Below are 25,109 nucleotides of genomic sequence, written 5' to 3' on the forward strand. Positions count from 1 at the left end.
CAGCGCTTATTCAGCGCATAGGATTTTCCTATGCGGCTACGGCACGCAGCAGATCGGCGATCAAACCGAAGGCGGGCGCGCGACCGGCACCCTGCCGCCAGAGCAAACCGATCTCCCTATAGTAGCGCCCGCCTTTGACCGGCCGAACCACCACGTCGTCGCCTTCGCGGATTTCCTGGCGTACGTACAGGTCCGGGAGCAATGCAAGGCCCATGCCCATGCCGGCCATCTGGCGGATCGCATCCAGACTGGTGCCTTCGTAATCGCGCAGGACATGGGCACCGACCTCCATCGCAATGGCGGCCACCTGTTCGGCCAGGCGGTACTCCGGCATCAGGGTGAGCAGGTTGGCGCCGCACAGGTCGGCCGGGGTGATCCAGCGCTTGCTGCGCAGCGGGTGATCGGCGGCCATGGTGACGTGCAGCGGTTCGCGGAACAGCCGCTCGCTGTGCAGGCTGCGTCCGGCCACCGGCAATTGCGCCAGGATCAGGTCGTGCACGCCGTTGGCCAGGTCGCTGGCCAGCACCGTCGGCAGACCCTCGCGCACATGCACGCGCAGCGCCGGGTGCTCGCGGTGCAGGCGCGCGACCAGGCTGGGCATCAGATAGGCGCCCAGGGTCGGCGAGACACCGAGGCGGATGGTGCCGATCAACGGGTCGGCCGAGGTGGCGCGCACTTCCTCCAGATCGGTGACGTCGAGCAGGATGCTGCGCGCGCGGTCGAGCAGGTCGCGGCCCAGCGGGGTCAGGATGGCCGGCACGCCGCGCTCGAACAGCGGCGCACCGATGATGGTTTCCAGTGCACGGATCTGCTGCGACAGCGACGGCTGCGAGACGCCCATCTGGTCGGCGGCACGGGTGAAGCTGCCGGTATCGGCCAGCGCGACGAAATAACTGAGCTGGCGGAGGGTGGTCTTGGGGCGGGGCATGGGCACGTCGGTCGGGGCAGTTTGCCCGGGGGCGCTGCGCCGGCTCGGCCGACACGCATCGCCCCACGGGTCGGGATCAAGCCGGGGTCATTGATCGATGAACTGCAAGCGCGCCAGCTCGGCATACAGGCCACCTTCGGCGATCAGCTGCGCATGCGTGCCCTGTGCCACGATGCGGCCGGCATCCATGACCACGATGCGGTCGGCCTTGAGCACGGTGGCCAGGCGGTGCGCGATGACCAGGGTAGTGCGGCCCTGCATCAGCCGGTCCAGTGCCTGTTGCACGGCGCGCTCGCTCTGCGCGTCCAGTGCGCTGGTGGCCTCGTCCAGCAACAGGATCGGCGCGTCCTTGAGCAGCGCACGCGCGATCGCCACGCGTTGCTGCTGGCCACCGGACAGACGCGTGCCACGCTCACCGAGTTCGCTGGCGTAGCCCTGCGGCAGTGCCTGCAGGAAGCCATCGGCCTCCGCAGCGGTGGCCGCGGCTTCCACGTCGGCGGCGCTGGCCTCCAGGCGGCCGTAGCGGATGTTGTCGGCTGCACTGGCAGCAAACAGGGTGGGTTGCTGCGGGACCAGGGCGATGTGTTCGCGCAGCCGCACCGGGTCGGTCTGGCGCAGGTCCACCCCGTCGATGCGCACGCTGCCACTGGCGGGGTCATGGAAGCGCAGCAGCATCGACAGCACGGTGCTCTTGCCGGCTCCCGAGGGACCGACCAGGGCTACGGTTTCGCCGGGGCTGACCTGCAGGTCGAAGCCATCCAGCGCCGGCGCGTCGGGACGCTGCGGGTAATGGAACACCACCTGGTCGAAATGGATCGCGCCACGCAGGGGGTGCGGCAGCGGCGTGGGCACGGGCGGCGCCACGATCGCCGGTTGTTCTTCGAGCAGTTCGCCGACCCGGCCCATGCCGCCGGCAGCACGTTGCAACTCATTCCAGACCTCGGCCAGCGCGCCGACCGAGCCGCCACCAATCAAGGCATACAGCACGAACTGCCCCAGCGTGCCCGGCGTCATGCGCCCGGCCACCACGTCGTGCGCGCCCAGCCACAGCACCGCGACGATGGCGCCGAAGATCAGCACGATCGCCACCGCCGTGACGCCGGCCTGGGTGCGGATCCGCAGCCGGGCGGTGTCGATGGCGGCAAACAGCGCCTGGCTGAAGCGCTGGCTTTCGTAGCGCTCGCGCGCATGCGCCTGCACGGTGCGCACTGCGCCCAGCGTTTCGGCCGCCAGGGTATTGGCATCGGCCACGCGGTCCTGGCTGGCACGCGAGATCTTCTGCAGCCGGCGTGCGCCCAGCACGATCGGCAGCACCGCCAGCGGAATGCCGATCAGGGTGAAGCCGGCCAGGCGCGGGCTGGTGACGAACAACATCACCATGCTGCCGATCACCGTCACCGAGCTGCGCAGCGCCACCGACATGGTGGTGCCGATCAGCCCACGCAGCAGCTCGCTGTCTGCCGACAGCCGCGACACCAGCTCGCCGCTGCGGCTGCGGTCGTGAAACCCGGCATCCAGTCCGATCAGGTGCGCGTACAGCCGCCCGCGCAGGTCGGCGACTACCTTTTCGCCCAGCAGTGAAACGAAGTAGAAGCGCGCCGCCGTGGCCAACGCCAGCACCACCGCCACTGCAAACAGCAGCGCGAATGCCTGGTTGATCTGTGCGCCACCGGAGAAGCCGTGGTCGATCATGCGCTTGACCGCGGCCGGCAGGCTCAGCGTGGCCGCCGACGACACCGCCAGCGCAATCAGCCATGCCGCGAACAGGCCGCGCTGGCGTTGCACGAATGGCCACAAGGTGCGCAGGCTGCCAAGCTTCCGCAACGGACTGGGCCTGGCGGCTGGCTGATTCATGCGGTTTCCGGAAGTGAGAGATGGACACGATTGCGAGTGGCGTCGCATAGGCGCGTTTTCAAGCCGGCAAGCTGATCTGCAGGCAGTTGCACGCGCAGCGCTGCGCCTGTCGCGTCGAACTGTTCGTCCAGTTTGTCGGCGTGGAAGGCGGCAAGCGCGGCGTGCACCAGGCCCAGATCGTCGAACTGGCAGTGCAGGTCGAGCAGCGTGACTGCGATCAACGGCCGCCGTGTTGCCAGGCGCAGGCATTCGGCAGCGGTACCACCGTAGGCGCGGACCAGTCCTCCGGCACCAAGCTTGATGCCGCCATACCAGCGCGTGACGATCACCACCACCCGATCGAATCCCTGGCCGTCGATGGCCGCCAGGATCGGCCGGCCGGCAGTGCCGCTGGGCTCGCCATCGTCGCTGGAGCGGTAATCCTGCCCAAAGCGATAGGCCCAGCAGTTGTGCGTGGCATCGGGCGTGGAGACGCGCTGCACAATCTCCAGCGCCTGGGCCGCAGTGTCGAGCGCACAGGCATGGGCCAGAAAGCGGCTGTGCTTGATGTCCAGGCTGTGGTGCGCGTCAGCGGCAAGGGTATCGAGCATCGCTGCCATTCTAAGCGAGGCAGCGATGCCGGTTGCCGCAGTCATGGTGGCCGACTGGCAGACCCTGGCTGTCGGATTGGCGCCGCGGCCGCGGGGCGCAGTCATGGCGGATTGAATGGTGCCGAGCGATCTCACCCTCGGTGGATCGGCGAGTTGACGCGGGTGCCGGCCAGTTTCACCGCACGTCGTCGCAGGCACGGCGCGCGATGAACCAGGTGAGCTTGAAGTGTCGTCGACTACACCAGCGTCGCGCGACGCTTTTCGTCGATCCACTTGGACGCCTGCGCCGGCGTGTAGTGCTGCATCCACTCCAGCATCTGCTCGATATCGGCGCCGTACCACAGGTCGGTGCGCTGATCCGGGTGCAGGAACCGTTCTTCCACCATGCGATCGATCATGCCGATCAGCGGCGCATAGAAATTTTCGATATCCAGGAACGCGCAGGGCTTGTTGCCGATGCCGAGCTGGCGCCAGGTCAGCATTTCGAAAATCTCTTCCATGGTGCCGAAACCGCCGGGCAGGGCGACGAAGGCATCGGACAGCTCGAACATGCGCATCTTGCGCTCGTGCATCGAGCCGACGATCTCAAGCTCGGTCAGTCCGCGGTGCGCCACTTCCCAGTCGGCCAGCTGCTTGGGGATCACCCCTGTGACCTGGCCGCCGGCGGCGAGTACCGCGTTGGCCACCGTGCCCATCAGGCCGACGTTGCCACCGCCGTAAACCAACCGCAGGCCTTGCTCGGCGATGCGCGTGCCCAGGGCGGTGGCGCGTTCGGCATAGGCCGGTTTGTTACCGGCGTTGGAACCGCAGTAGACGCAGATGCTTTTCATGGGATTCGGGAATGGGGAGTGGGGAATTGGGAATGGTTAAAGCAAGAGCAAAAGCGGAAGCCGGAACGCATGACGCCGGACCTAGGTCCGGCGTCAGCACAAGAGTGAGCAAGGGAGCGCTTCTACGATTCCCGATTCCCCACTCCCGATTCCCGGCCTCAGTTCGCCTTATGGATCGCGCGCTTGCTCACGGCCATCGCGGCATCGTGAATCGCCTCGGACAGGGTCGGATGCGCGTGGCAGATGCGGGCCAGATCATCCGCCGAGCCATTGAACTCCATCGTCAGCACACCTTCGTGCACCAGCTCGGACACACCCACGCCCACCAGATGCATGCCCAGCACGCGGTCGGTCTCGGCATCGGCAATCACCTTGACGAAGCCGGCCGGCTCGCCCATGGCGACCGCACGCCCGATTGCCGCGAACGGGAAGCTGCCAGCCTTGTAGGCGACACCTTCGTCCTTGAGCTGCTGCTCGGTCTTGCCGACCCAGGCAATCTCCGGTTCGGTGTAGATGACCCACGGAATGGTGTCGAAGTTGACGTGGCCCGGCAGGCCGGCGATCAGTTCGGCCACCGCAATGCCTTCTTCGAAACCCTTGTGCGCCAGCATCGGGCCACGCACGCAGTCGCCGATCGCCCACACGCCGTCCACGCCGGTGTGGCAATGCCCGTCGACCTCGATCTGGCCACGGTCGGTGACCTTGACCCCGGTGCCGTCGGCCAGCAGGTTCTTGGTCGCGGCCTTGCGGCCCACGGCCACCAGCAGCTTGTCCACGGTCAGGGTCTGCTCGCCCGCGGCGTCGGTGTAGCTGAGCACCACCTGCTTGGCATCGCCGCTGCCGGTGATCTCGGTCTTGCTGACCTTGGCGCCGAGCTTGATGTCCAGGCCCTGCTTCTTGAATTCCTTCAACGCGGTCTTGGCCACTTCGGCATCGGCCAGCGACAGGAAGTCGGGCAGCGCTTCGAGGATGGTGACCTCGGCGCCCAGGCGCTTCCACACGCTGCCCAGCTCCAGGCCGATGACGCCAGCGCCGATGACGGCCAGACGCTTGGGAACGGCGGTGAAATCCAGGCCGCCGACGTTGTCGACGATGGTGTCGCCGTCGAACTTGGCGAACGGCAGTTCGATCGATTCCGAACCGGCCGCCAGGATCACGTTGGTGCCCTTCAGCTCGATTTCGCCGCCTTCGTGCTGGGTCACCTTGACGATATTGCCCGGCTGCAGCTGGCCGAAGCCGTAGTACGGGGTGATCTTGTTGGCCTTGAACAGCATCGCGATGCCGCCGGTGAACTGCTTCACGATCTTGTCCTTGCGGCCGATCATGGTGGGCACGTCCATCTTGGCGTCGTTGAAGCTGATGCCGTGGTCGCCGAACAGGTGGCCCATGTTCCAGAACTGGCGCGAAGAATCCAGCAGCGCCTTGGACGGGATGCAGCCCACGCGCAGGCAGGTACCGCCCAGGGCGGGCTTGCCGTCCTTGCCGAGTGCGGCGTCGATGCAGGCGACCTTCATGCCCAGCTGGGCCGCGCGGATGGCGGCGTGATAACCGGCCGGACCGGCACCGATGACGACGACGTCGAATTGTTCGCTCATTTCATTTGCTCACGGGAATGGGGAATAGGGAATGGGGAATCGCAACAGCGCATGCGCCTGTCGCGTGCCATCCAGGTCCAGGCGGGAATGGAGCGGGCGGTGGGCGCTTGTCCCATTCCCGACTCTCCATTCCCGATTCCCGGCTCTTAAAGGCCGAACAGCATGCGGCCCGGGTTTTCCAGCTGGTTCTTGATGTCGACCAGGAACTGCACCGAGTCCTTGCCGTCGATGATGCGGTGGTCGTAGGACAGTGCCAGATACATCATCGGCGCGATCACGACCTGGCCGTTCTCGGCGATCGGACGTTCCTTGATCGCGTGCATGCCCAGGATGGCGCTCTGCGGCGGGTTGATGATCGGGGTGGACAGCAGCGAGCCGAAGGTGCCGCCATTGGTGATGGTGAAGGTGCCGCCCTGCAGATCGTCCAGGCCCAGCTTGCCGGCGCGCGCCTTGGCGGCGTAATCGGCGATGCCCTGTTCGACCTCTGCAAACGACTGGCGCTCGACGTTACGCAGCACCGGCGTGACCAGGCCCTTGTCGGTGGAGACGGCAATCGAGATGTCGCTGTAGCCGTGATAGATGATGTCGTCGCCGTCGATCGAGGCGTTGACCAGCGGGAAGCGCTGCAGCGCGTTGGCGGCGGCCTTGACGAAGAAGCTCATGAAACCGAGCTTGATGCCGTGCGCCTTCTGGAACTCGTCCTGCAGCTCCTTGCGTGCGGCCGACACCTTGGCCAGGTTGACCTCGTTGAAGGTAGTCAGCATCGCGGTGGAGTTCTTCGACTCCATCAGGCGCTTGGCGATGGTCTTGCGCACGCGGGTCATCGCCACGCGCTCTTCCGGACGGGCGCCCGAGGCCTTGCCCACGCCGCCGGCCTTGGCGAAGTTGACGATGTCTTCCTTGGTCACCGCGCCGCGACGGCCGGTGCCCTCGACCTGCGACGGATCCACGCCCTGGGTGATCGCGGCAAAGCGTGCACCCGGCGGCAGCGAATCTGCAGCGGACTTGGACGCCGGTGCAGGTGCCGCGGCAGCAGCCGGGGCCGGCGCAGCAGCAGGCACTGCCGCAGCGGCCGGTGCATCGGCCTTCTTCTCTTCGGCCGGTGCAGCCGCAGCCACGGCGCCTTCTTCGATGATCGCCAGAATCTGGTTGCTGGTGACCGTGCTGCCGGTCTCGAACTTGATTTCCTTCAACACGCCGTCGACCGGCGAAGGAACTTCCAACACGACCTTGTCGGTTTCCAGGTCGACCAGATTCTCGTCGCGCTTGACCGCTTCACCGGCCTTCTTGTGCCAGCTGGCGATGGTGGCGTCGGAAACGGATTCGGGCAGTACCGGAACTTTGACTTCGGTGGCCATTCGGGGAGCGTCCTAGGGTTTTCGTTCTTTGGGGAAGGAGTTATTCAGCGACTTGGTCGTTGAACGGATTGAGCAACGCATCGGCGACCAGCTTCTGCTGTTCGGCGATGTGGTCGGCCATGTGGCCGGCGGCAGGCGAGGGCGAACGGGCGCGGCCGGCGTAATGCAGGCTCTGGCCACCGGCCAGGCAGAAGTTCAGGTGATGGCGGATCTGGTACCACGCACCCTGGTTCTGCGGTTCTTCCTGGCACCACACCACGTCGGTGGCATTGGCATAGCCCTTGAGCTCGGCTGCCAGCTGCGCCCGCGGGAACGGGTACAGCTGCTCGATACGCACGATGGCGACATCGTCCTGGCCACGCTTGGTCTGGTCTTCGAGCAGGTCGTAATAGACCTTGCCCGAGCACAACACCACGCGCTTGACCTTGGCCGCGTCGGCCTTGGCATCCGGGATCAGATGCTGGAACTGCCCGTCGGCCAGTTCTTCCAGGCTGGACACCGCCAGCTTGTGGCGCAGCAGCGACTTGGGCGTCATCACCACCAGCGGCTTGCGGGTGGTCATGCGCATCTGGCGACGGATCATGTGGAAGCACTGCGCCGGCGTGGTCGGCACGCAGACCAGCATGTTCTCCAGCGCGCACAGTTGCAGGAAGCGCTCCAGACGCGCAGAGCTGTGCTCCGGGCCTTGCCCTTCGTAACCATGCGGCAGGAACAGCGACAGGCCCGCGATACGGCCCCACTTGGCTTCGCCGGCGGCGATGAACTGGTCGATCACCACCTGCGCGCCGTTGGCGAAGTCGCCGAACTGCGCTTCCCAGATGCACAGCGCATTCGGGTCGGTGGTGGAATAGCCGTACTCGAAGCCCATCACCGCTTCTTCGCTGAGCAGCGAATCGATGATGGTGGCGTCTTCCGGGTTCTCGACCAGCTGGCGCAGCGGCAGATAGTAGTTGTCGTTCTTCTGGTCATGCAGGATCGCGTGTCGGTGGAAGAACGTGCCACGACCAGCATCCTGGCCCACCAGGCGCAGCTTGTGGCCTTCGGCCAGCAAGGTGGCGTAGGCGAGGTTTTCGGCAAAGCCCCAGTCGCCGAGCTGATCGCCAGCGGCCATCTTGACGCGGTCGTCGTAGATCTTGGCAACGCGGGCGTGCAGCTCCACGCCCTCGGGGATGGTGGTGATCAGCTTGGCCAGACGGTCCAGCTGATCGCGCTTGACGCGCGTGTCCACCGGATCGGCGGCGGTGCCGACCAGATACTTGGACCAATCGATGGCGAATTCGTCCGGCTTGCGCTTGGCCAGTTCGGTGGTGTACTCGCCCGAATCCAGCTTGTTGCGGTAGCCGTCCACCAGCGCCTTGGCCTCGTCGGCGCTCAGCACGCCCTCGCTTTCCAGCTTGGCGGCGTAGAGCTCGCGGGTGGTCTTGTGCTTGCGGATGGTCTGGTACATCACCGGCTGGGTCGCTGCCGGCTCGTCGGCTTCGTTATGGCCCCAGCGGCGGTAGCAGACCAGGTCGATGACCACGTCCTTCTTGAACTGCTGGCGGAATTCGTAGGCCAGCTTGGACACGAACATCACCGCGTCCGGGTCGTCGCCGTTCACGTGGAAGACCGGCGCGCCGATCATCTTGGCGACGTCCGTGCAGTACAGCGTGGAGCGGGCGTCGTCGCGGGTACTGGTGGTGAAGCCGATCTGGTTGTTGACGACAATGTGCACCGTGCCGCCGACCGCGAAACCGCGTGCCTGCGACATCTGGAACAGCTCCATCACCACGCCCTGGCCGGCAAACGCGGCATCGCCGTGGATCAGGATCGGCAGCACGCTCTTGCGCTCGGCATCGCCGAAACGCTCCTGGCGGGAGCGCACGCTGCCCACCACGACCGGGTCGACGATTTCCAGGTGCGAGGGATTGAACGCCAGCGCCAGATGCACCTGCTTGTCGGTGCCGACGGCGATGTCGGCCGAGAAGCCCATGTGGTACTTGACGTCGCCGGTGTGCGCGCGGTCGTCATGGGCATGCTCGAACTTGCCTTCGAATTCGTCGAACAGCTTGCGCGGGTTCTTGCCCAGCGTATTGACCAGCACGTTGAGGCGGCCGCGGTGGGCCATGCCGATCACGATGTCCTTGACCTGATCGTTGCCGGACTGGCGAATGATCTCGTCCATCATCGGAATCAGCGAGTCGCCGCCTTCCAGCGAAAAACGCTTCTGGCCGACGTACTTGGTGTGCAGGTAGCGCTCCAGGCCTTCGGCGGCGGTGAGCCGCTCCAGGGTGCGCTTGCGGCTGGCCGCATCGCCGGCAATCCGGCCGCCCGCATCTTCCAGGCGCCGGTAAATCCACTGGCGCTGGTCGAACTCCTGGATGTGCATGAACTCTGCGCCGATGGTGCTGGCGTAGGTCGCCTTCAGGCGGGCCAGCAGATCCTTCAGCTTCATCCGCGGCTGGCCGCCGACGCCACCGGTGCTGAACTCGCTGTCCATGTCCGCCTGCGAGAGGCTGTGGAACGGCAGGTCCAGATCGGGCGGGTTGACCGGCGGGGTGAGCCCGAGCGGATCGAGCTGTGCGCCCAGGTGACCGCGCGCACGGTAGGCAGTGATCAAGCGGCCGACATTGCGCTCGCGCTCGTCGCTGGCGCCCGCGCCGGTCCCGGCATGGGCGGCCTGCTTGGAGGCGCTGAGGATGTGGGCAATGGCCGCCGAGTGCGGCACATCACCGGCATCGCGACCATTGAAGCCGTCGAAATAACTCTTCCACTTCGGATCGACACTGTCCGGGGCGACGAGGTACTGCTCGTACAGATCCTCGATATAGGCGGCGTTGCCGCCGGCGAGCTGCGATGACTGCGCGAACTGCTTTAGGAGATTATCCACGATGGTAAGTCGGGTCTGCTGTGGGGATGACTGTTCGGAAGCGGCAGGGCGAGATGCCCTATCGGTCGGTATCGAATCTCGAAAAATTATACCCCCTTGCGCTGGTGAGGGGGCGTCTGCGAGCTGACCGGCCGGGTAGACCAATCGGCATCGCGCCTACGTGGCAAGGGCGTTGCGGCGTCAGATGCCGAGTGCGCGCGGCTCGTTCCAGAGCGCGCTGCGCTCCCATATCTGCGCGAATTCGCGCTCCAGCTGGCGACTGCGGGCCGCGCCGGACAGCCAGGTTTCGCCGTCGTCGAAACGATGGCCTGTTGGACGAAAGTAGTAGGCGTCATCGCCGACCACATATGCCGATGCATAACTGGTATCGACAGGATCGCTGACGGCGCGGAACCGGAACACGCTGGGCAGGCGCTGGGCCAGACGCAACATCGCGCTGCTGCTGGCCGCGGCGCTGGCGGTGTCCTGCACCAGCACCTGCACGCGCTTGTCGTGGCGTGCAGTGGCGAAGCGTCGCAGTGCATCCAGTACCCCGGGATTGTCGAACAGGGGCGGGTCCAGGGCGCGGGTGTAGATCAGCAATTGCCGCCGCGCGCTGCACAGCAGGCCGGTGGTGGCGGCCAGGGCCGCACCGAGGGTATCCACCGCCATGGGGCCGTCGAGCCGGCGATGGACCGGCGTGCCGGGTGGATCGACGGCATCGGCGCTGCCGTCGGGTGACAGGTTGGCAGGGCCGTCGGGAAGAAAGCCCTGGCGTGCGAAGGCCGCCCCGGCGTTTGCAGTCACACGGGCCTGCAGGCTGGGCCAGCCACGCTGGGCGGCGCTGGCCACGGCGGCGGCAAGCAGTTGATCCGACAGGCCGCAGCGGCGCCAGTCCGGCACCAAGCCGAGCCGGTCGACGCGCCGGTCCGGGGTCAGCCGGACCGAGGCGACCAGTTGGCCCTCCTCGGTGCGCGCGGCCAGGTGCAGGCTGAGCGGGTCCAGCGCGTCCCACTCGGCCCCGGCCGAAGCGCCCGGGGCCGCGCCGCAGGCCAGGCGCAGCGTACGCAGGGCGGCGGCGTCGGTGGCCGGGTCCAGCGAAACGATCTGTGGCCTGCCGTGTGGGCTCATGGGCGAGGAGAGCTGCCTTGGTCTTCGTCGATGTCCGAGGCATCTTCGTCGTCGTCCCCGTTCTCGTCCTCGCCGAGCTCCGCTTCGGCGGAATCGACGCGCTCTTCCGGGGTATCCGCGTCGTCAGCGACCTCCTCGACATCCGCAGCGTCGTCGATGGCATCGTCGGCGTCCACGGTATCGGCATCGTCATGCGCGTCGTCGTGATCGGCCGACACGCTCAGCGCTGCTGCCTGCGCGTCCTCGATGTCCTCGTGCGTATCCTCATGGGCGCGCTGGTAATGGCCCTGGGCCAGCAGCTCCAGCACTACCTCGCGGCCGCGTCCCGTCAGCTGGCCGTACAGCGCGCCATCGACTTCCTCGGCGGCCGCCAGGCGTGCGGCGTCCTTGGCGGAGAGCGCAAATTCCAGGCCGCTGCAGAACAGCGTGGCGCCGCGCTTTGCGCGCCGCCAGGCCAAGCGCGACCACGGGTGGCGGTACAGCACCACGCCTTCGTCCAGGGCCTGTTCCACCGCTTCGCGCGGGATCGGCTCGGGCGCGGGCACCACGTCGCCGGAGGCGCGGTAGGTGGTCATGAACCGGCCGAACCAGTCGCCCAGGCGGTCCGGGTCGTTCATGCGCAGCGCGTTGAGCGCGGCGACCACGCGGTTCATCGCGGTGACGTCGATCTCGTACGGGTCGGTCGGCACCTTGAGGTCTTCATCGTGGTAACGCACCGCTTCGTCGGCATCGGCGATCAAGGTGTCCAGGTAATCGCCGATCAGCTCGGCCGAGGACGGGGCGCGGGTGCCGATGGAGAACGTCAGGCAGGCGTCTTCGGCCACACCGTGATGCGGGACCAGCGGCGGCAGATACAGCATGTCGCCCGGGCCCAGCACCCACTCGTGGGTGGGCTTGAACTCGCGCAGCAGCTTGAGGTCGACATCGTCACGGAACGCGAGCGGCGTGGGCTTGCGGCCCTGCGAGGTGCGTGCGTCGATCTGCCAGCGGCGCTGGCCCTGGCCCTGCAGCAGGAACACGTCGTAATGGTCGACATGCGCGCCGACCGAGCCACCGGTGGCGGCGAAGCTGATCATGATGTCGTCGATGCGCCAGCGCGGCAGGAAGCGGAAGTGCTCCAGCAGTGCGCGCACGTCGGCGTCCCACTTGTCCACGTCCTGCACCAGCAGGGTCCAGTCATGGTCGGGCAGGCCCGGGAAGTCGGTTTCCTGGAATGGGCCGGTGCGCACGTCCCAGCCGTCGGTGGCGCGGTCGTGGCTGATCAGGCGTGCCAGCACGCCGTCTTCGCAGGCCAGGCCGGCCAGATCTTCCGGCTGCAGCGGCGAGGCGAAGTCCGCGAAGGCATTGCGGATCAGCAGCGGGTGCTTGTGCCAGTAATTGCGCAGAAAGCGCTCCACCGGCATGCCCAACGGCTGACCCGGGCGGGCCTGGACTTCGATGACGGGAGGGGTTGCCTTGCGTGCAGCCATGTGGGGTTCCTTGCAGGGTATCGATGGAAGACTGGGGCGCGGGCAGGGCCGGCGCGAATGCCGCTATTGTCCGATGCTTGCGCCGGATCTGCACCTGCGCGCTAGGGCGGCAACAGGCAAGGCTTCAGGGAGGTGGTGATTCGGCCTGTGCGGTGCGGATGACTGTGGTCGGCTGTACAACGCTGCGGCGCCATGCAGCCCGCACGGAGATCGGCGCCCGCCGTGTTGTGACGCAAGGGCGGGTGTCCGATGGCACATGAGCGCGCCGCATCAGGAGCCCGATACTGGGTCACCGCAGCGGGGTATGCGCTGCTTTCGACAAAGGACTGACCGATGCGTCGTTGGACAGCGGGTGCGCTGTTGCTGACCGCCATGCTGAGCATCAGCGGCGCGGTGCAGGCAGCGGAAGAGAAGGGGTGGTTCGGTCTGAGTTTTGCCGTGGAAAGCGAGGGGTTTTCGTTCAACCCCACCCTCACGTCGGTCAAGATCGATGGCATCAAGCCGGCATCGCCGGCCGCCGCGGCCGGTCTGCAGGTAGGCGATGCAATCGTGTCGGCGCAGGGCGTCCCGGTGGCAGGCAGCAAGGCCGATGTGCTGAAAGCGGCGGTCACTCGCAAGGTCGGCGAAACCTTGCGGTTCGTGATCGTGCGGGGCGCTGCCAAGCCGCGTGAAGTGACCCTGGTGGCGGCGCGGCGGCCCTGATCGGCCGGCGCCGATCGCTATGCTCACGCAATTCGCGCTGGAATGCAGCGCCTGGGTGTCTCGCCGATCGGCTTGATGCTGTGGCAGCAAGGGCACCTGCATGACATCACCACTGGTCGGCAGTGTGGCCCAGGCGGCTGCGCGTGCTGCACCGGCAACCACGTGCAGCGCGGCTTACATCACTTTGTTGCCGCTGCCGCGATCATCCAGGCTGGGCTTGCTGGACGGATTGACGGTGTTGTCGTTGCCGGAAAACCGCACCTGCTTCACGTCGTGCGCCAGCACCAGGTTCTTGTTGCCCTGGATGTCGACGCTGTCGACATTGGTCAGATTGAGCGTGTTGTCGTGGCCGATCACGCTGAGCTCGCCCAGCTGCGCATTGAGCACGGTGAAGTTGCTGCCTTCCACGCGAATGGCGCGGGCCTTGTCCAGATTCATTGCGCCGCGCGAGGCGGTGATGGTGACCGTGCCGCAGTCGCCGTGCAGGATCCACTCGCTGTCGTTACGGGTCAGCCGCACGTCCTTGCCGCCGCAATCGGCGCCGCTGGCCGGATCGGTCAGCGTGGACGACATGGCCGACATGGCCTGGCCGGCGGGGCCCTCGGCGCCGCAGCCACTCAAGGCGGCCATGCCGGTCAATGCAAACAGCACAGGGGTAATCCGGACTGCGCGCATGGGAAATCCTTTGCTTGGATGAGGCCGGCACCATACCAGCCGCGATGCGGCAGGCCGTCGACGCCGCTCTTGCAACCGGCGCCAAGGCATGCGCCGGTTGCGCGGCTGGCGAGCGCGGCCGGCGCCGCCGCCGGACTACGGTCGCGTCCGGCTGTTGCCATCACGCCGGTCCCGCAGGCGATCAGACCGCGCGTGCCAGCTGCTCGGCCAGGCCGGTGTAGCCGCCCGGGGTGAGCGCACGCAGGCGCTGCTTGTCGTCTTCCGGCAGCTGCAGGCTTTCCACGAACGCCTGCATCGAGGCGGCAGTGATGCCCTGGCCACGCGTCAGTGCCTTCAATTGCTCGTACGGGTTAGGCAGGCCGTGGCGGCGCATCACCGTCTGCACGGCTTCGGCCAGCACTTCCCAGGCCGCGTCGAGGTCGGCATCCAGGCGCTCGGGATTGACGGTCAGCTTGCCCAGGCCCTTGGCCAGCGAATCCAGCGCCACCTGGGTGTGGCCGAACGCGGTGCCCAGTGCACGCAGGACGGTGGAATCGGTGAGGTCGCGCTGCCAGCGGCTGATCGGCAACTTGGCCGAGAAGTGCTCGAACAGTGCGTTGGCGATGCCGAAATTGCCTTCGGCATTTTCGAAGTCGATCGGGTTGACCTTGTGCGGCATCGTGGACGAGCCGACTTCGCCTTCCTTGAGCTTCTGCTTGAAATAGCCCAGCGAGATGTAGCCCCAGATGTCGCGCGACAGGTCGATCAGGATGGTGTTGGCGCGGCGGCTGGCGTCGCCGATTTCGGCCACGTTGTCGTGCGGCTCGATCTGGGTGGTGTACGGGTTGAACACCAGGCCCAGGCTCTCGACGAAGCGCTGCGCGAATTCGGCCCAATCCAGCTGCGGATACGACACCAGGTGCGCGTTGTAGTTGCCGACCGCGCCGTTGATCTTGCCGGTCAGTTCCACGGCGGCAATCTGCCTGCGCTGGCGCTCCAGGCGCGCGACCACATTGGCGATTTCCTTGCCAAGCGTGGTCGGCGATGCGGTCTGGCCGTGCGTGCGCGAGAGCATCGGCTGGGCAGCCTGGGCATGCGCCAGCGTGCGCAGCGAGGCGGCGATGCCGTCGAGCGCGGGCAGCAGGACCTCGCGGCGCGCCTGCTCCAGCATCAGGCCGTAGCTGAGGTTGTTGATGTCCTCGCTGGTGCAGGCAAAGTGCACGAATTCCAGCGCCGGGCCCAGCTCGGCGTCGCCGGCGAGCTGTTCCTTGATGAAGTACTCCACCGCCTTGACGTCGTGGTTGGTGGTGCGCTCGATCTCCTTGACCCGCGCGGCGTGCGTCACGCTGAAATCGTCGGCCAGCGCACGCAGGCGCTGGCTGGCGGCGGCGGAAAACGGCGCCAGCTCGGCGATGCCCGGCTCGGCGGCCAGGGCCAGCAGCCACTCGATCTCCACCTTCACCCGCGCCCTGATCAGGCCGTATTCGGAAAAGATCGGGCGCAGCGCGTCCACTTTGGAGGCATAGCGGCCGTCGAGCGGGGACAGGGCGAGCAGGGCGGAATCCGACATGGGCAGGGGCACTGGGAAGCTGGCGGGGCCGGTATTCTACGCCGCCCCGGCGCCGGCTTCGCCCACCGGCCGCACCGTCACTGCCTGGATGCGGTGGCCGGCCATGCGCCGCACGGTCAGCGCGTGGCCGTCCAGCTCCAGGGTTTCGCCTTCTTCGGGCAGCCGCTGCAGCTGATGCACGATCAGCCCGCCGACCGAATTGACATGGTCCGGAGCGCTCAGGTCCTGGCCGAGCAGGCGTTCCAGGCGGAAGATCGAGGTGCTGCCGGCCACCAGCAGCGAGCCGTCCTGACCGCGCACCGGCGCGTCGCGCACCACATGGCGGTGCTCGTCCTCGATCTCGCCGACCACCACCTCCAACAGGTCTTCCAGGGTGAAGAAGCCCAGGATGCGGCCTTCGTCTTCCACGCAAAGCGCCAGATGGGTGGTGCCGGTGCGGAACTGCTCCAGCGCGCTGGGGATCGGGGTTTCCAGGGGTAGCAGCGCCGGTGGGCGCAGCAGCGGGCGCAGATCGTCCAGGTCCTGGCCGCGCGCCATCGCCACCAGCAGATCCTTGGTGTACAGGATGCCCAGCACCTGCTCGCCATCGGCGTCGAACCAGGGGTAGCGGCTGTAGCGCGATTCGCTGAATTCGGCGAGTACCGCCTCCAGTGTCATGCCTTCGCGCAGGCTGCGCAGGTGCTCGCGCGGGCGCATCAGGTCGCCGGCCACCAAATCCGGCAGGTCCAGCGCATGGCTCATTAGGGCCAACCCATGGTCCGGCGTGGGCGCGTTGGGGTCCTGGCGTCCCACGATCAGTTTCAGTTCTTCGCGCGAATAGCGGTGCGATTGATGCTCCACATCGCCCCAGCCCAGCAGCCGCAACAATCGGTTGGCGCTGGTATTGAGCAGCCAGATCGCCGGAAACATGACCCAGTAGAAGACGTACAGTGGCGCTGCGGTCCACAGCGACATGCGCTCCGGGCGCCGGATCGCCATGGTCTTTGGGGCGAGCTCGCCCAGCACGATGTGCAGGAAGGAAATCAGGCTGAAGGCGATGGCCAGGGCGGTGAACTGCGCCGCCTCGGGCGACATGCCCAACATATCGAACACCGGCGCCAGCAGATGCGCGAAGGCCGGCTCGCCGACCCAGCCCAGCCCGAGCGAGGCCAGGGTGATGCCGAGCTGGCAGGCCGACAGGTACGCATCCAGATGCGCATGCACGCCCAGCAGCAGGCGGCCGCGCCACCCGTTGGTCTGCGCCAGGCCAACGGCCTGGGTATGACGCAGCTTGACCAGCGCAAACTCGGCAGCAACGAAAAATCCGTTCAACAGCACCAGCAACAGCGCGACGAATAGCAGCAGCACGTTAGCGAGCATGTTCGCCTCCGCATGCTGCGGCGCCGCTGCGTGCCGGCGTCAACCGATGGGCGTGCACCGTGGTGGGCGATGTCGCAAAAAAGAACGCAGGGCCTGCGTGTCTACAGTCAGGGTCGTCGCCCATGGCAGCGTGGTACCTCGTGTGGATCGATGCTCAGTCTAGTGCACGTGTTGCGATGACACCGTCGCAACGTTGCCAGCGGGTATCGTAGTGGGCCTCGCCAGCGTGGGTGCGCCCGCGGCCAGCCATTGCGTCACCACCACCACTACGTGCGGAGAGTGCAGATGAGCGAACGTTTCAGGACCGAACACGACAGCATGGGGCAATTGCAGGTGCCCGCAGATGCGTTGTGGGGCGCGCAGACCCAGCGTGCGGTACAGAATTTCCCGGTGTCCGGCCAGCCGATGCCGCGCGGTTTCATTCGCGCGCTGGGGCTGATCAAGGCCGCTGCCGCAGGCGTCAATGCCGACCTCGGGCTGTTGCCGAAGTCGATCGGCAAGACCGTACAGGATGCGGCATTGCAGGTGGCCGATGGCACGCACGATGCGCAGTTTCCGATCGATGTGTACCAGACCGGCTCGGGTACCTCGTCCAACATGAATGCCAACGAGGTGATCGCCACACTGGCCACGCGCGCCGGCAAGGATGCGGTGCATCCCAACGACCACGTCAATCTTGGCCAGAGTTCCAACGATGTGATCCCCACTGCCATCCGCGTCTCTGCGTTGCTTGCGGTGCAAGACCATCTGCAGCCGGCACTCAAGCACCTGCGCAAGACCATCGACAAGCGCGCCAAATCGCTGGACAAGATCGTCAAGACCGGGCGCACGCACTTGATGGATGCGATGCCGCTGACGTTCGGGCAGGAATTCGGCACCTGGTCGGCGCAGCTGAGTTCGGCGCAGGAGCGCATTGACGATGCGCTCAAGCGGTTGCGGCGGCTGCCGCTGGGCGGCACCGCGATCGGCACCGGCATCAATGCCGATCCGCGTTTCGGCGGCAAGGTGGCCAAGGCCTTGTCGAGCCTGAGCGGGGCCAAGTTTGAAAGTGCGCAGAACAAGTTCGAAGGCCTGGCCGCGCAGGACGATGCGGTGGAGTTGTCGGGCCAGCTCAATGCACTGGCCGTTGCACTCATCAAGATCGCCAACGACCTGCGCTGGATGAATGCCGGCCCGTTGGCGGGCCTGGGCGAGATCGAATTGCCGGCGTTGCAGCCCGGCAGCTCGATCATGCCCGGCAAGGTCAATCCGGTGATTCCCGAGGCCACGGTCATGGCATGCGCGCAGGTCATCGGCCACCACACCGCGATCACCGTGGCCGGGCAGACCGGCAATTTCCAGTTGAACGTGACCTTGCCGCTGATCGCCTACAACCTGCTGGATTCGATCACCTTGTTGGGCAACGTCGCGCGCCTGCTGGCCGATAGCGCCATCGCCGGATTGAAGGTGCGCCAGGAGCGCGTGCGCGAGGCACTGGACCGCAATCCGATCCTGGTGACCGCGCTCAACCCGATCATCGGCTACGAGAAGGCCGCCGCGATCGCCAAACGTGCCTACAAGGAACAGCGCCCGGTGCTGGACGTGGCGCTGGAAGACAGCGGGCTCGGCGAAGCGGATCTGCGCCGTTTGCTGGATCCGGCCGCGCTGACGCGTGGTGGCATCCAGGCCGGCAGCAGTGGTGGCGGTGGCTGACCACTGAACGCGTGTGCATATGTAGGAGCGCACCTGGGCGCGATGAAGCCTTCCCGATAAAGCTTCATCGCGCACCAGTGCGCTCCTACACGGTCTCGCGCCAATCCACGGCTTTGCGCGGACTTGGCCGGCGACTCAGTGCCGCTCGGCCTGGATGTTGCCAAAGCTTTCGCGATACGGCTGCAGCGACGGAATCTCATCCAGCAATTGGATGCTGAGCGTCTGGATCTCGGGTGTGGCGGTCAGCTTGATCGACTTGTATTCCGGGTCCGGGCCGGCGTCGTTGACCGCCTGCTGGCGCAGCATCTGCAGGTGCCCGAACAGCAGTTGCAGCTTGGCGCGGGTCGGCTCCTTCTGCGGTAGCGCGATATCGTCGATCTTGAGGGTGCCGTCCGGGGTGATCTCCGCGTTGGCGGCAGGCGGGCGACGGATCATCACCGACTGCGTGGTGATGGCGACGCGCGGCTTGCCACGTTCGGCACGCCGGGACGACTGATCGCCGCAGGCGGCGAGTGTGCACAGCAACAGCGCCATGCAGAGCATCACGAACTTGTTCATGGGATCGGTGGGTCGAGAGGAGCGCACTAGTGTAATCCCGCCGCGGTCAGTGTAATCCCGCCGCGGTCTACGGGTGCCGGCGCGGGTGGTCGGCAGAGCTGACAAAACGTCGCAGGTGTGCGCCAACCAGCGGTTGCAACACGATCATCGTGCGCCGCTGACCCATTGCATGTTCACCCGTGCGCAGGGTGCCGGCCAGTGGCTGCGGCGATGTCCGACCAGTCCGATGCAGTGGCCGCAAGCACGACGGCGACCGCCACGGAGCCGAGCCGCTGCCTCAATCCGCACGCCGCGCTCAATCGCGGCAGTCGGCAACATCCTTCTGGGTGAGATTGGCATAGGGGCCAAATTCGGGCACGGCACTGGCTGCGGCATCCTGCGCGCCGCGTAGCGTGTCCAGCTGATCGCAGATCAGCCTGGCCTTCTGTTTGAAGGTCTCCGCTTCGGCTTCGATCTTGTCGCCGATCTGGTCCGTGTTGCCGCTCAGCACGCCTTTGAGCGCTTCACCGGCGGCATGCGCGCCGAATGCCGCGCCCTGCGTACCGATATCGATGCCCTTGGCAGCAACGCCCTGGATCTGTGCGTAGTAATTGCGCATCGCCTGATGCTGCATGTCGTTCAAGTTCACCGCCTTGCCGTCGATGCTGAGCGCACCGTCGGCACTGATGGTCGCCGCCGGCAAGCCGCTGCGCTTGAGCGTCACGCTCTTGCCGTTGAAGGTCACGCCGCCGCCGCTGTCGTTCTCGCCCGACACCACCACCTTCGGCTCGGACTTGCCGCAGCCCACCAGCAGCACGCTGGCCATTACCGTAGAAATAAGCAGTTTCATAAGCTATCCCCCAAATGAAGAGTTACCTGTCCGCCGGCACACGCATGGCGCCGCCCACATCGCTGGCACTGATGTCGCCGCTGCCCTTGCGCGCAAGGCTCACATCGCCACTGACCTTGCGCACATGGATCGAGCCGGAGCTGACCGCCTCGACCCGAACGCTTCCCCGCACGTCCTCGATCTCCATCTCGCCCGACCCCACGGTGCCGACGGTGACGTTGCCTTCCACGTCGCGCAGTTTGACGTCGCCGGAGCCGACCGTACGGACGTCGGTTGCGCCATGGATCTGCTTTGCCTTCAGATCGCCCGAGCCCACCGCCAGCACACGCAGCGCACCGATATCCTCCAGCTCGATGTCGCCGGAGCCCACCTTGGCGGTGACACGTCCCTTGCTGCGGCGGACGGTCATATCGCCCGAACCGACATCGGCGCTGACGGATGCGGCACCGCTGATCTCGGCATCACCGGAGCCCACATCGAACTGCACCAGCACAGTGTTCGGCACGCTGCCGCGCAGGTCCAGATACGAATAGTTTTCGCCGATGGACATGCGGATCAGGCGGTCTTCGGCCAGGGTCACCACCAGCTTGTCGCCAACCCGCTTCTGGGTCACGGTCAGGTGCTTGAGCAGCTCGGCCTTGGCCGCACAGGCGCGGCCTTGCAGGCGTCCGCCGGTACCGGGCGCGGCGTCCAGACGCAGGTCGTTGGAACCGACTTCGAACAACACCGTCTTCACTCCCGCCAGTTGCAGCTCCAGGCTGCGCGGCTCGGAGTACTTGCATTGCTCTTCGGCAGCCGCGGCGCCGGGCAATGCGAACAGAAGGGCCAGGGTCAGGGGCAGGCGCATGGAATGTCCTTCAGGCTTCGGAGCGCCGGCGGCGCAGGTAGATGGAGGCGACGATCAGGGCCACACCGATGGCGGCGCCGATCCAGATGTCGGCATTGCCGTAGACGCGTGCGCTGTCGGTGTGCTGCAGGGCCCACTGCACCAGGTCGCTGGGGTTCTGCATGGCGCTGCTGTCCAGATTGCCGCTGACCGCACGCGGCGACCAGGTGCCGGGCAGCACGCTGAGCAGGCCGCGGTAGCCGACGATGTACCAGATCCAGCCGATCGGCAGCGACACGCCGGGCATCGCCGCAAGGATGCTCAGCATCACGCAGGCCAGCAGCGGGAACAGCACCGCCCACAGGAACGGCTTGCTCGAGGCCCAGGCCGAGCAGAACATCAGCCAGCCGATGGTGGGCAACGACCACAGCAGGCTCATCGGCACGGTTTTGAGCAGCAACCAAAGTAGCGCGAACGGATGCGAGTGCGTGGCCATGGCCCAGGGGCTGGGCGCACCGGCGATCAACGCGCCGCCGATGGCGATCAGCCACAGCGCCAGCCCCACCACCAGACCGATCGCAATGGCGATCAGCGGCGCCAGCAACAGCGCCCAGGCGGCCTTGGACAGCACGGTCTGCACGTCGGAGACCGGCAGCGATTTCCAGAACAGCACGCTGCGGTCGCGGCGGTCGTCGTACAGGCTGCCCAGCGCATAGAAGAACACCACGAAGGCCAGTACCACCGAGGCGATGCCGATCCCGCCCAGCAGCAGGCCGTCGCCCACCTGGCCCAGGGTGCGGGTGTACTCGGCCATGTCGTCCAGGTTGACGCTGTCGCCGACCATGTTGCGGCGCGCGGTGATCGCACCGATCACCGCGCCCAGCAGCGCGAAGAACACTGCAATGCCGCCGGTGATCAGCTGCGCCCACACGAAGCCGCCACGGTGTTCCCAGTATTCGCGTTTGAGCAGCCAGCCGAAGGTGCGGGCAGGCGATGCGTGGTTGGTCATGACATTCATGCGTAGGTCCCCTTCATGACGGCAACAAACAGGTCGGCCAGGCCGGGATTGCGGGTCTCGCCGAAGTGGGCGAGCTGCGCTTTGGGCACGCCGTCGAACAACATCACCGTCTTGCCGAAGGGCAGGGCGCGTTCGTCGATCGGCGTCAGTGTTCGCGCGGCATCGAGGTGCTCGGCACCGACCAGCACTTCGGTGTAGCGCCGCGCCACGTCCTCCATGTCGGCGGTCAGCACGATGCGGCCGTCGCGGATGAACATCACATCGGTAAGGATGTGTTCGATCTCCTCGACCTGGTGCGTGGTCACGATGATGGTCTTCTGCTCGTCGAAGTAATCCTCCAGCAGGCGCTGGTAGAACTGCTTGCGGTAGAGGATGTCCAGGCCCAGGGTGGGCTCGTCCAGCACCAGGATGCGCGCGTCGATGGCCATCACCAGCGCCAGGTGCAACTGCACGATCATGCCCTTGGACAATTCGCGCACCCGCGATTTGCGGTTGAGCTGGGTGTTGGCCAGGAAGCGCTCGCACTTTGCGCGATCGAAGCGCGGATGCACGCCGGCCACGAAGTCGATCGCCTCGCCAACCCGCAGCCAGCGCGGCAGCACCGCCACGTCGGCGATGAAGCAGACCTCGTTCATCAGCGCGTTGCGCTGGGTGCGCGGGTCCAGGCCCAGCACGCGCAGCTCGCCGTCGAAGTCGGTCAGGCCCAGTACCGCCTTCAGTGCAGTGGTCTTGCCGGCACCGTTGGGGCCGATCAGGCCGACGATGCGGCCGGCGGCGATGGTGAAGCTGGTGTTGTCCAGCGCCAGGCGATGTTTGTAGGCCTTGCGCAGGCCGCGGGCGTCGACGACATGGTCGGTGGAGACGGCGGTCATGGTGTTTTCCCCTGTGGCAACAGATCGTCGATGGACAGGCCCAGGCGCTGGATGCGTTCCAGCACCGCCGGCCATTCTTCATTCAAGAAACGCTCGCGTTCGCTGCCGCGCAGCTTCTGTGCGGCTTCCGGGGTCATGAACATGCCCAGGCCGCGGCGTTTTTCCACCAGGTTCTCGTCGGCCAGTTCCTGATAGGCGCGCGAGACGGTGATCGGATTCAACTGATAGTCCGCCGCCACCTGGCGCACCGAGGGCAGGGCATCGCCCGGCTTGAGGATTCCATCGAGCATCATGGCAATGACCCGTTCCTTGAGTTGGCGGTAGATGGGAGCGCCGTCGCTCCATTGGATGTCGTTCATGATCAGCTCCGTGGGCGCAGAACCTGCGCGAAGGAGAAATAGGGCATCGACAGCGAGGCACGCGGATGCCGGCCAGGCCGGGTGCGTGCTTCGGGGGGAGTTGTCGCGTTTTCCGTAACCGCTTCCGACACGCCATAATCGGCGCCGGACTCCGTCACCTGACTGGAAGCGGCTCCCAGCCAACCAATGGCAAACAGGGTGCTGCCGAACAGCAACAGCGGAACTGGTCGCGTGACACGTGTGCTGTTCATGCTTTCCCCCTGCGTTGGATGACTGGTGTTGTATTCAACTATAACACCGACACGCAGGCAGTCAACCATCTGTCACACCCAACTGATGGCACCCCGCCAGATTCGGGATGCCGATCCCTCGCCGAGGTCTTGCCCATGTTGCTGAAACGTCTGTTAGTGATTGTATTTTCTGGATTTTTCGCGGGCTCGGCGCTGGCCGCCGGCGCTGCGCTGCTGGATCTGGACTACCGCCCGCTCGCCGGAAAGGCCCCAATCAACCTGAACCGTAGTTACGGCGGCAAGGTAGTGATGGTGGTCAACACCGCCAGCAAGTGCGGCTACACCCCGCAGTACGAAGGCCTGGAAGCGCTCAACAAGCGCTACGCCAGCCGTGGATTTGCGGTGCTGGGCTTTCCGTCCAACGATTTTCAGGGGCAGGAGCCCGGATCCGAGAAACAGATCCAGGAATTCTGCACGCTGACTTATGGCGTCAAGTTCCCGATGTTCGAGAAGGTGCATGTGCTTGGCAAGGAGGCCACGCCGTTGTACCAGCGGCTGACCCAGGCGACGGGCGTGGCGCCGGGGTGGAACTTCCACAAGTATCTGATTGGTCGCGATGGGCGCGTGGTGGCGCAGTTCCCCAGCAAGATCAAACCGGACGATCCGCGCGTTGTGGCGGCGATCGAACGCGAGCTCAATGCGCCCTCGCGCTGAGCACGGCTCTCGCAACGCCGCGCGCGCATGCGACAATGCGTGTTCAGCGCCGTCGGCGGCGTGTCTTTTCACTTTCGGGAAGTGCATCGAATGAAGATGGGAAAGCGCGGCGCGGCGGCGTCGCTACTGATGGTGGCAATGGCGGCTTCGGTGCCGGCGATGTCGCAGCAACCGGCCGCAGCGGCCACCAAGGAGAAGCCAGTTTTGAATGCATCATCTGAGAAAAGCACGCGCGACAACGTCAGCTACGCCATCGGGATGGACGTGGCCCGCTCGTTCGAGCCGATCGCCCAGGACATCGATCTGAGCGCCATGCAACGCGCCATCGAAAATGCGTTCAAGGGTGGCAAGCCGCTGTTGTCCGACGAGCAGACCCAGGCCACCGATACCGCCCTGCGCACCGCGCTGGCGGCCCGTAACGGCCAGCAGGTGCCGGGCATGGCGCCGGGTTCCGCGCCGGCTGCCCCGTCCAAGGAAAACGTCGGCCTGATGCTCGGCGATCGTGCAGTTGGTCCGTCGCTGGCCGGCATCAAGGACGAGATCGACCTGTCGATCCTGATGGAAGCGGTGCGTACCGTGTTCGCCAAGGGCACCACACGCCTGACCCAGCAGGAAGCGGCCGCCACCATGCAGGCGTTCGCCTCGGCCAAGCAGGGCGCTGCCGGTGCCAAGAATCGCGAAGAAGGCAATGCCTTCCTTGCCAAGAACAAGACCGAGAAGGGCGTGATCACCACCGCATCCGGCCTGCAGTACATGGTGCTGCGCCAGGGCAGCGGCGAGCGTCCGATGCGGACCAACAAGGTGCGCGTCAATTACGAAGGCAAGCTGCTCAATGGCCAGGTGTTCGATAGTTCCTACCAGCGCGGCCAGCCGGCCGAGTTCGGTCTGGATCAGGTCATTCCCGGTTGGACCGAGGGCGTTGCGTTGATGCCGGTCGGTTCGAAATATCGTTTCTGGATTCCATCCAACCTGGCCTATGGCCCGAACGGGACGCAGGGTGGGCCGATCGGACCGGACGCAACCTTGACGTTCGATGTCGAACTGATGGGCATCCTTCCCTGATCTTTCGCAGGACTTCCGCCCCCATGCGCGTTGCGATTTCTGGCACCGGCGACGTTGGTCC

23 protein-coding genes are annotated in these 25,109 nt (G+C 66.0%); 4 read left to right on the forward strand and 19 right to left on the reverse strand.

Annotated elements, in window-relative coordinates:
* Positions 1 to 28: 28 nt before the first annotated feature.
* From RZV17_RS07730 to RZV17_RS07770, 9 genes are all read right to left on the reverse strand, one after another.
* A complete protein-coding gene (locus RZV17_RS07730; RefSeq protein ID WP_104580012.1) occupies positions 29 to 928 on the reverse strand; it encodes a hydrogen peroxide-inducible genes activator in 900 nt (299 codons plus the stop codon).
* An 87-nt stretch (positions 929 to 1,015) separates the two neighbouring features.
* Positions 1,016 to 2,782, reverse strand: a complete 1,767-nt coding sequence (locus RZV17_RS07735) for an ABC transporter transmembrane domain-containing protein (RefSeq protein ID WP_166750373.1) — start codon at positions 2,780 to 2,782, stop codon at positions 1,016 to 1,018.
* On the reverse strand, positions 2,779 to 3,381 hold the full coding sequence (locus tag RZV17_RS07740) for a YigZ family protein (protein ID WP_166752727.1): 603 nt from the start codon (positions 3,379 to 3,381) through the stop codon (positions 2,779 to 2,781). The genes RZV17_RS07735 and RZV17_RS07740 overlap by 4 nt, the downstream gene beginning before the upstream one ends.
* A gap of 227 nt (positions 3,382 to 3,608) precedes the next feature.
* Positions 3,609 to 4,202, reverse strand: a complete 594-nt coding sequence (locus RZV17_RS07745) for a TIGR00730 family Rossman fold protein (RefSeq protein WP_039403243.1) — start codon at positions 4,200 to 4,202, stop codon at positions 3,609 to 3,611.
* Positions 4,203 to 4,360: 158 nt separating this feature from the next.
* Complete coding sequence (gene lpdA / locus RZV17_RS07750) at positions 4,361 to 5,797, reverse strand: dihydrolipoyl dehydrogenase (RefSeq protein ID WP_355608383.1); 1,437 nt, start codon at positions 5,795 to 5,797, stop codon at positions 4,361 to 4,363.
* Between the two features lie 146 nt (positions 5,798 to 5,943).
* Positions 5,944 to 7,155 (reverse strand): dihydrolipoyllysine-residue succinyltransferase, encoded by a 1,212-nt coding sequence (gene sucB, locus RZV17_RS07755; RefSeq protein WP_355608386.1) that lies wholly within the window; start codon positions 7,153 to 7,155, stop codon positions 5,944 to 5,946.
* A 40-nt stretch (positions 7,156 to 7,195) separates the two neighbouring features.
* On the reverse strand, positions 7,196 to 10,024 hold the full coding sequence (locus RZV17_RS07760) for a 2-oxoglutarate dehydrogenase E1 component (RefSeq protein ID WP_047696717.1): 2,829 nt from the start codon (positions 10,022 to 10,024) through the stop codon (positions 7,196 to 7,198).
* A gap of 180 nt (positions 10,025 to 10,204) precedes the next feature.
* Positions 10,205 to 11,134: a GNAT family N-acetyltransferase gene (locus RZV17_RS07765; RefSeq protein WP_355608390.1), complete on the reverse strand. Its 930-nt coding sequence runs from the start codon at positions 11,132 to 11,134 to the stop codon at positions 10,205 to 10,207.
* Positions 11,131 to 12,603 carry a cupin domain-containing protein gene (locus RZV17_RS07770; protein ID WP_355608393.1) on the reverse strand — a complete coding sequence of 491 codons (1,473 nt, stop codon included), beginning with the start codon at positions 12,601 to 12,603 and terminating at the stop codon, positions 11,131 to 11,133. Before RZV17_RS07770 ends, RZV17_RS07765 begins: the two co-directional genes overlap by 4 nt.
* A gap of 333 nt (positions 12,604 to 12,936) precedes the next feature.
* Between RZV17_RS07770 and RZV17_RS07775 the strand changes: the two genes are divergently transcribed.
* Positions 12,937 to 13,305 (forward strand): PDZ domain-containing protein, encoded by a 369-nt coding sequence (locus RZV17_RS07775; RefSeq protein WP_081422588.1) that lies wholly within the window; start codon positions 12,937 to 12,939, stop codon positions 13,303 to 13,305.
* Between the two features lie 174 nt (positions 13,306 to 13,479).
* Here RZV17_RS07775 and RZV17_RS07780 read toward each other — a convergent pair whose 3' ends face one another.
* From RZV17_RS07780 to RZV17_RS07790, 3 genes are all read right to left on the reverse strand, one after another.
* The gene (locus RZV17_RS07780; protein ID WP_355608397.1) at positions 13,480 to 13,980 is read right to left on the reverse strand and encodes a DUF3060 domain-containing protein; all 501 of its coding nucleotides are present in this window, start codon (positions 13,978 to 13,980) and stop codon (positions 13,480 to 13,482) included.
* 181 nt (positions 13,981 to 14,161) lie between these two features.
* Positions 14,162 to 15,529 (reverse strand): adenylosuccinate lyase, encoded by a 1,368-nt coding sequence (purB, locus tag RZV17_RS07785; protein WP_166743239.1) that lies wholly within the window; start codon positions 15,527 to 15,529, stop codon positions 14,162 to 14,164.
* Positions 15,530 to 15,565: 36 nt separating this feature from the next.
* Complete coding sequence (locus RZV17_RS07790) at positions 15,566 to 16,888, reverse strand: hemolysin family protein (protein WP_355608400.1); 1,323 nt, start codon at positions 16,886 to 16,888, stop codon at positions 15,566 to 15,568.
* Positions 16,889 to 17,173: 285 nt separating this feature from the next.
* On the opposite strand from RZV17_RS07790, the gene RZV17_RS07795 reads away from it, so the two are divergent.
* Positions 17,174 to 18,580 (forward strand): class II fumarate hydratase, encoded by a 1,407-nt coding sequence (locus RZV17_RS07795; protein ID WP_179454542.1) that lies wholly within the window; start codon positions 17,174 to 17,176, stop codon positions 18,578 to 18,580.
* Positions 18,581 to 18,715: 135 nt separating this feature from the next.
* Here RZV17_RS07795 and RZV17_RS07800 read toward each other — a convergent pair whose 3' ends face one another.
* The 7 genes from RZV17_RS07800 to RZV17_RS07830 all read right to left on the reverse strand — a co-directional run bounded on the left by RZV17_RS07800 (position 18,716) and on the right by RZV17_RS07830 (position 23,293).
* Positions 18,716 to 19,138 carry a hypothetical protein gene (locus tag RZV17_RS07800; protein WP_166750380.1) on the reverse strand — a complete coding sequence of 141 codons (423 nt, stop codon included), beginning with the start codon at positions 19,136 to 19,138 and terminating at the stop codon, positions 18,716 to 18,718.
* A 295-nt stretch (positions 19,139 to 19,433) separates the two neighbouring features.
* Positions 19,434 to 19,967: a DUF2884 family protein gene (locus RZV17_RS07805; protein ID WP_166743236.1), complete on the reverse strand. Its 534-nt coding sequence runs from the start codon at positions 19,965 to 19,967 to the stop codon at positions 19,434 to 19,436.
* A 22-nt stretch (positions 19,968 to 19,989) separates the two neighbouring features.
* A complete protein-coding gene (locus tag RZV17_RS07810; RefSeq protein WP_355608406.1) occupies positions 19,990 to 20,814 on the reverse strand; it encodes a DUF4097 family beta strand repeat-containing protein in 825 nt (274 codons plus the stop codon).
* Positions 20,815 to 20,824: 10 nt separating this feature from the next.
* The gene (locus RZV17_RS07815; protein WP_184369978.1) at positions 20,825 to 21,811 is read right to left on the reverse strand and encodes an ABC transporter permease; all 987 of its coding nucleotides are present in this window, start codon (positions 21,809 to 21,811) and stop codon (positions 20,825 to 20,827) included.
* Positions 21,808 to 22,683: an ABC transporter ATP-binding protein gene (locus RZV17_RS07820; protein WP_355608410.1), complete on the reverse strand. Its 876-nt coding sequence runs from the start codon at positions 22,681 to 22,683 to the stop codon at positions 21,808 to 21,810. The genes RZV17_RS07815 and RZV17_RS07820 overlap by 4 nt, the downstream gene beginning before the upstream one ends.
* Complete coding sequence (locus RZV17_RS07825; RefSeq protein ID WP_003483692.1) at positions 22,680 to 23,042, reverse strand: GntR family transcriptional regulator; 363 nt, start codon at positions 23,040 to 23,042, stop codon at positions 22,680 to 22,682. The genes RZV17_RS07820 and RZV17_RS07825 overlap by 4 nt, the downstream gene beginning before the upstream one ends.
* 2 nt (positions 23,043 to 23,044) lie before the next feature.
* Entirely contained in the window at positions 23,045 to 23,293 is a 249-nt protein-coding gene (locus RZV17_RS07830; RefSeq protein ID WP_081422587.1) for a hypothetical protein, read from the reverse strand.
* A gap of 135 nt (positions 23,294 to 23,428) precedes the next feature.
* Here RZV17_RS07830 and RZV17_RS07835 point away from each other — a divergent pair, with 135 nt between their 5' ends.
* Positions 23,429 to 23,986 (forward strand): glutathione peroxidase, encoded by a 558-nt coding sequence (locus RZV17_RS07835; protein WP_166743234.1) that lies wholly within the window; start codon positions 23,429 to 23,431, stop codon positions 23,984 to 23,986.
* Positions 23,987 to 24,076: 90 nt separating this feature from the next.
* Positions 24,077 to 25,048 (forward strand): FKBP-type peptidyl-prolyl cis-trans isomerase, encoded by a 972-nt coding sequence (locus RZV17_RS07840; protein WP_039403181.1) that lies wholly within the window; start codon positions 24,077 to 24,079, stop codon positions 25,046 to 25,048.
* Positions 25,049 to 25,109: the final 61 nt, after the last annotated feature.

This window comes from Xanthomonas cannabis, assembly GCF_040616535.1.
GTDB lineage: Bacteria > Pseudomonadota > Gammaproteobacteria > Xanthomonadales > Xanthomonadaceae > Xanthomonas > Xanthomonas cannabis.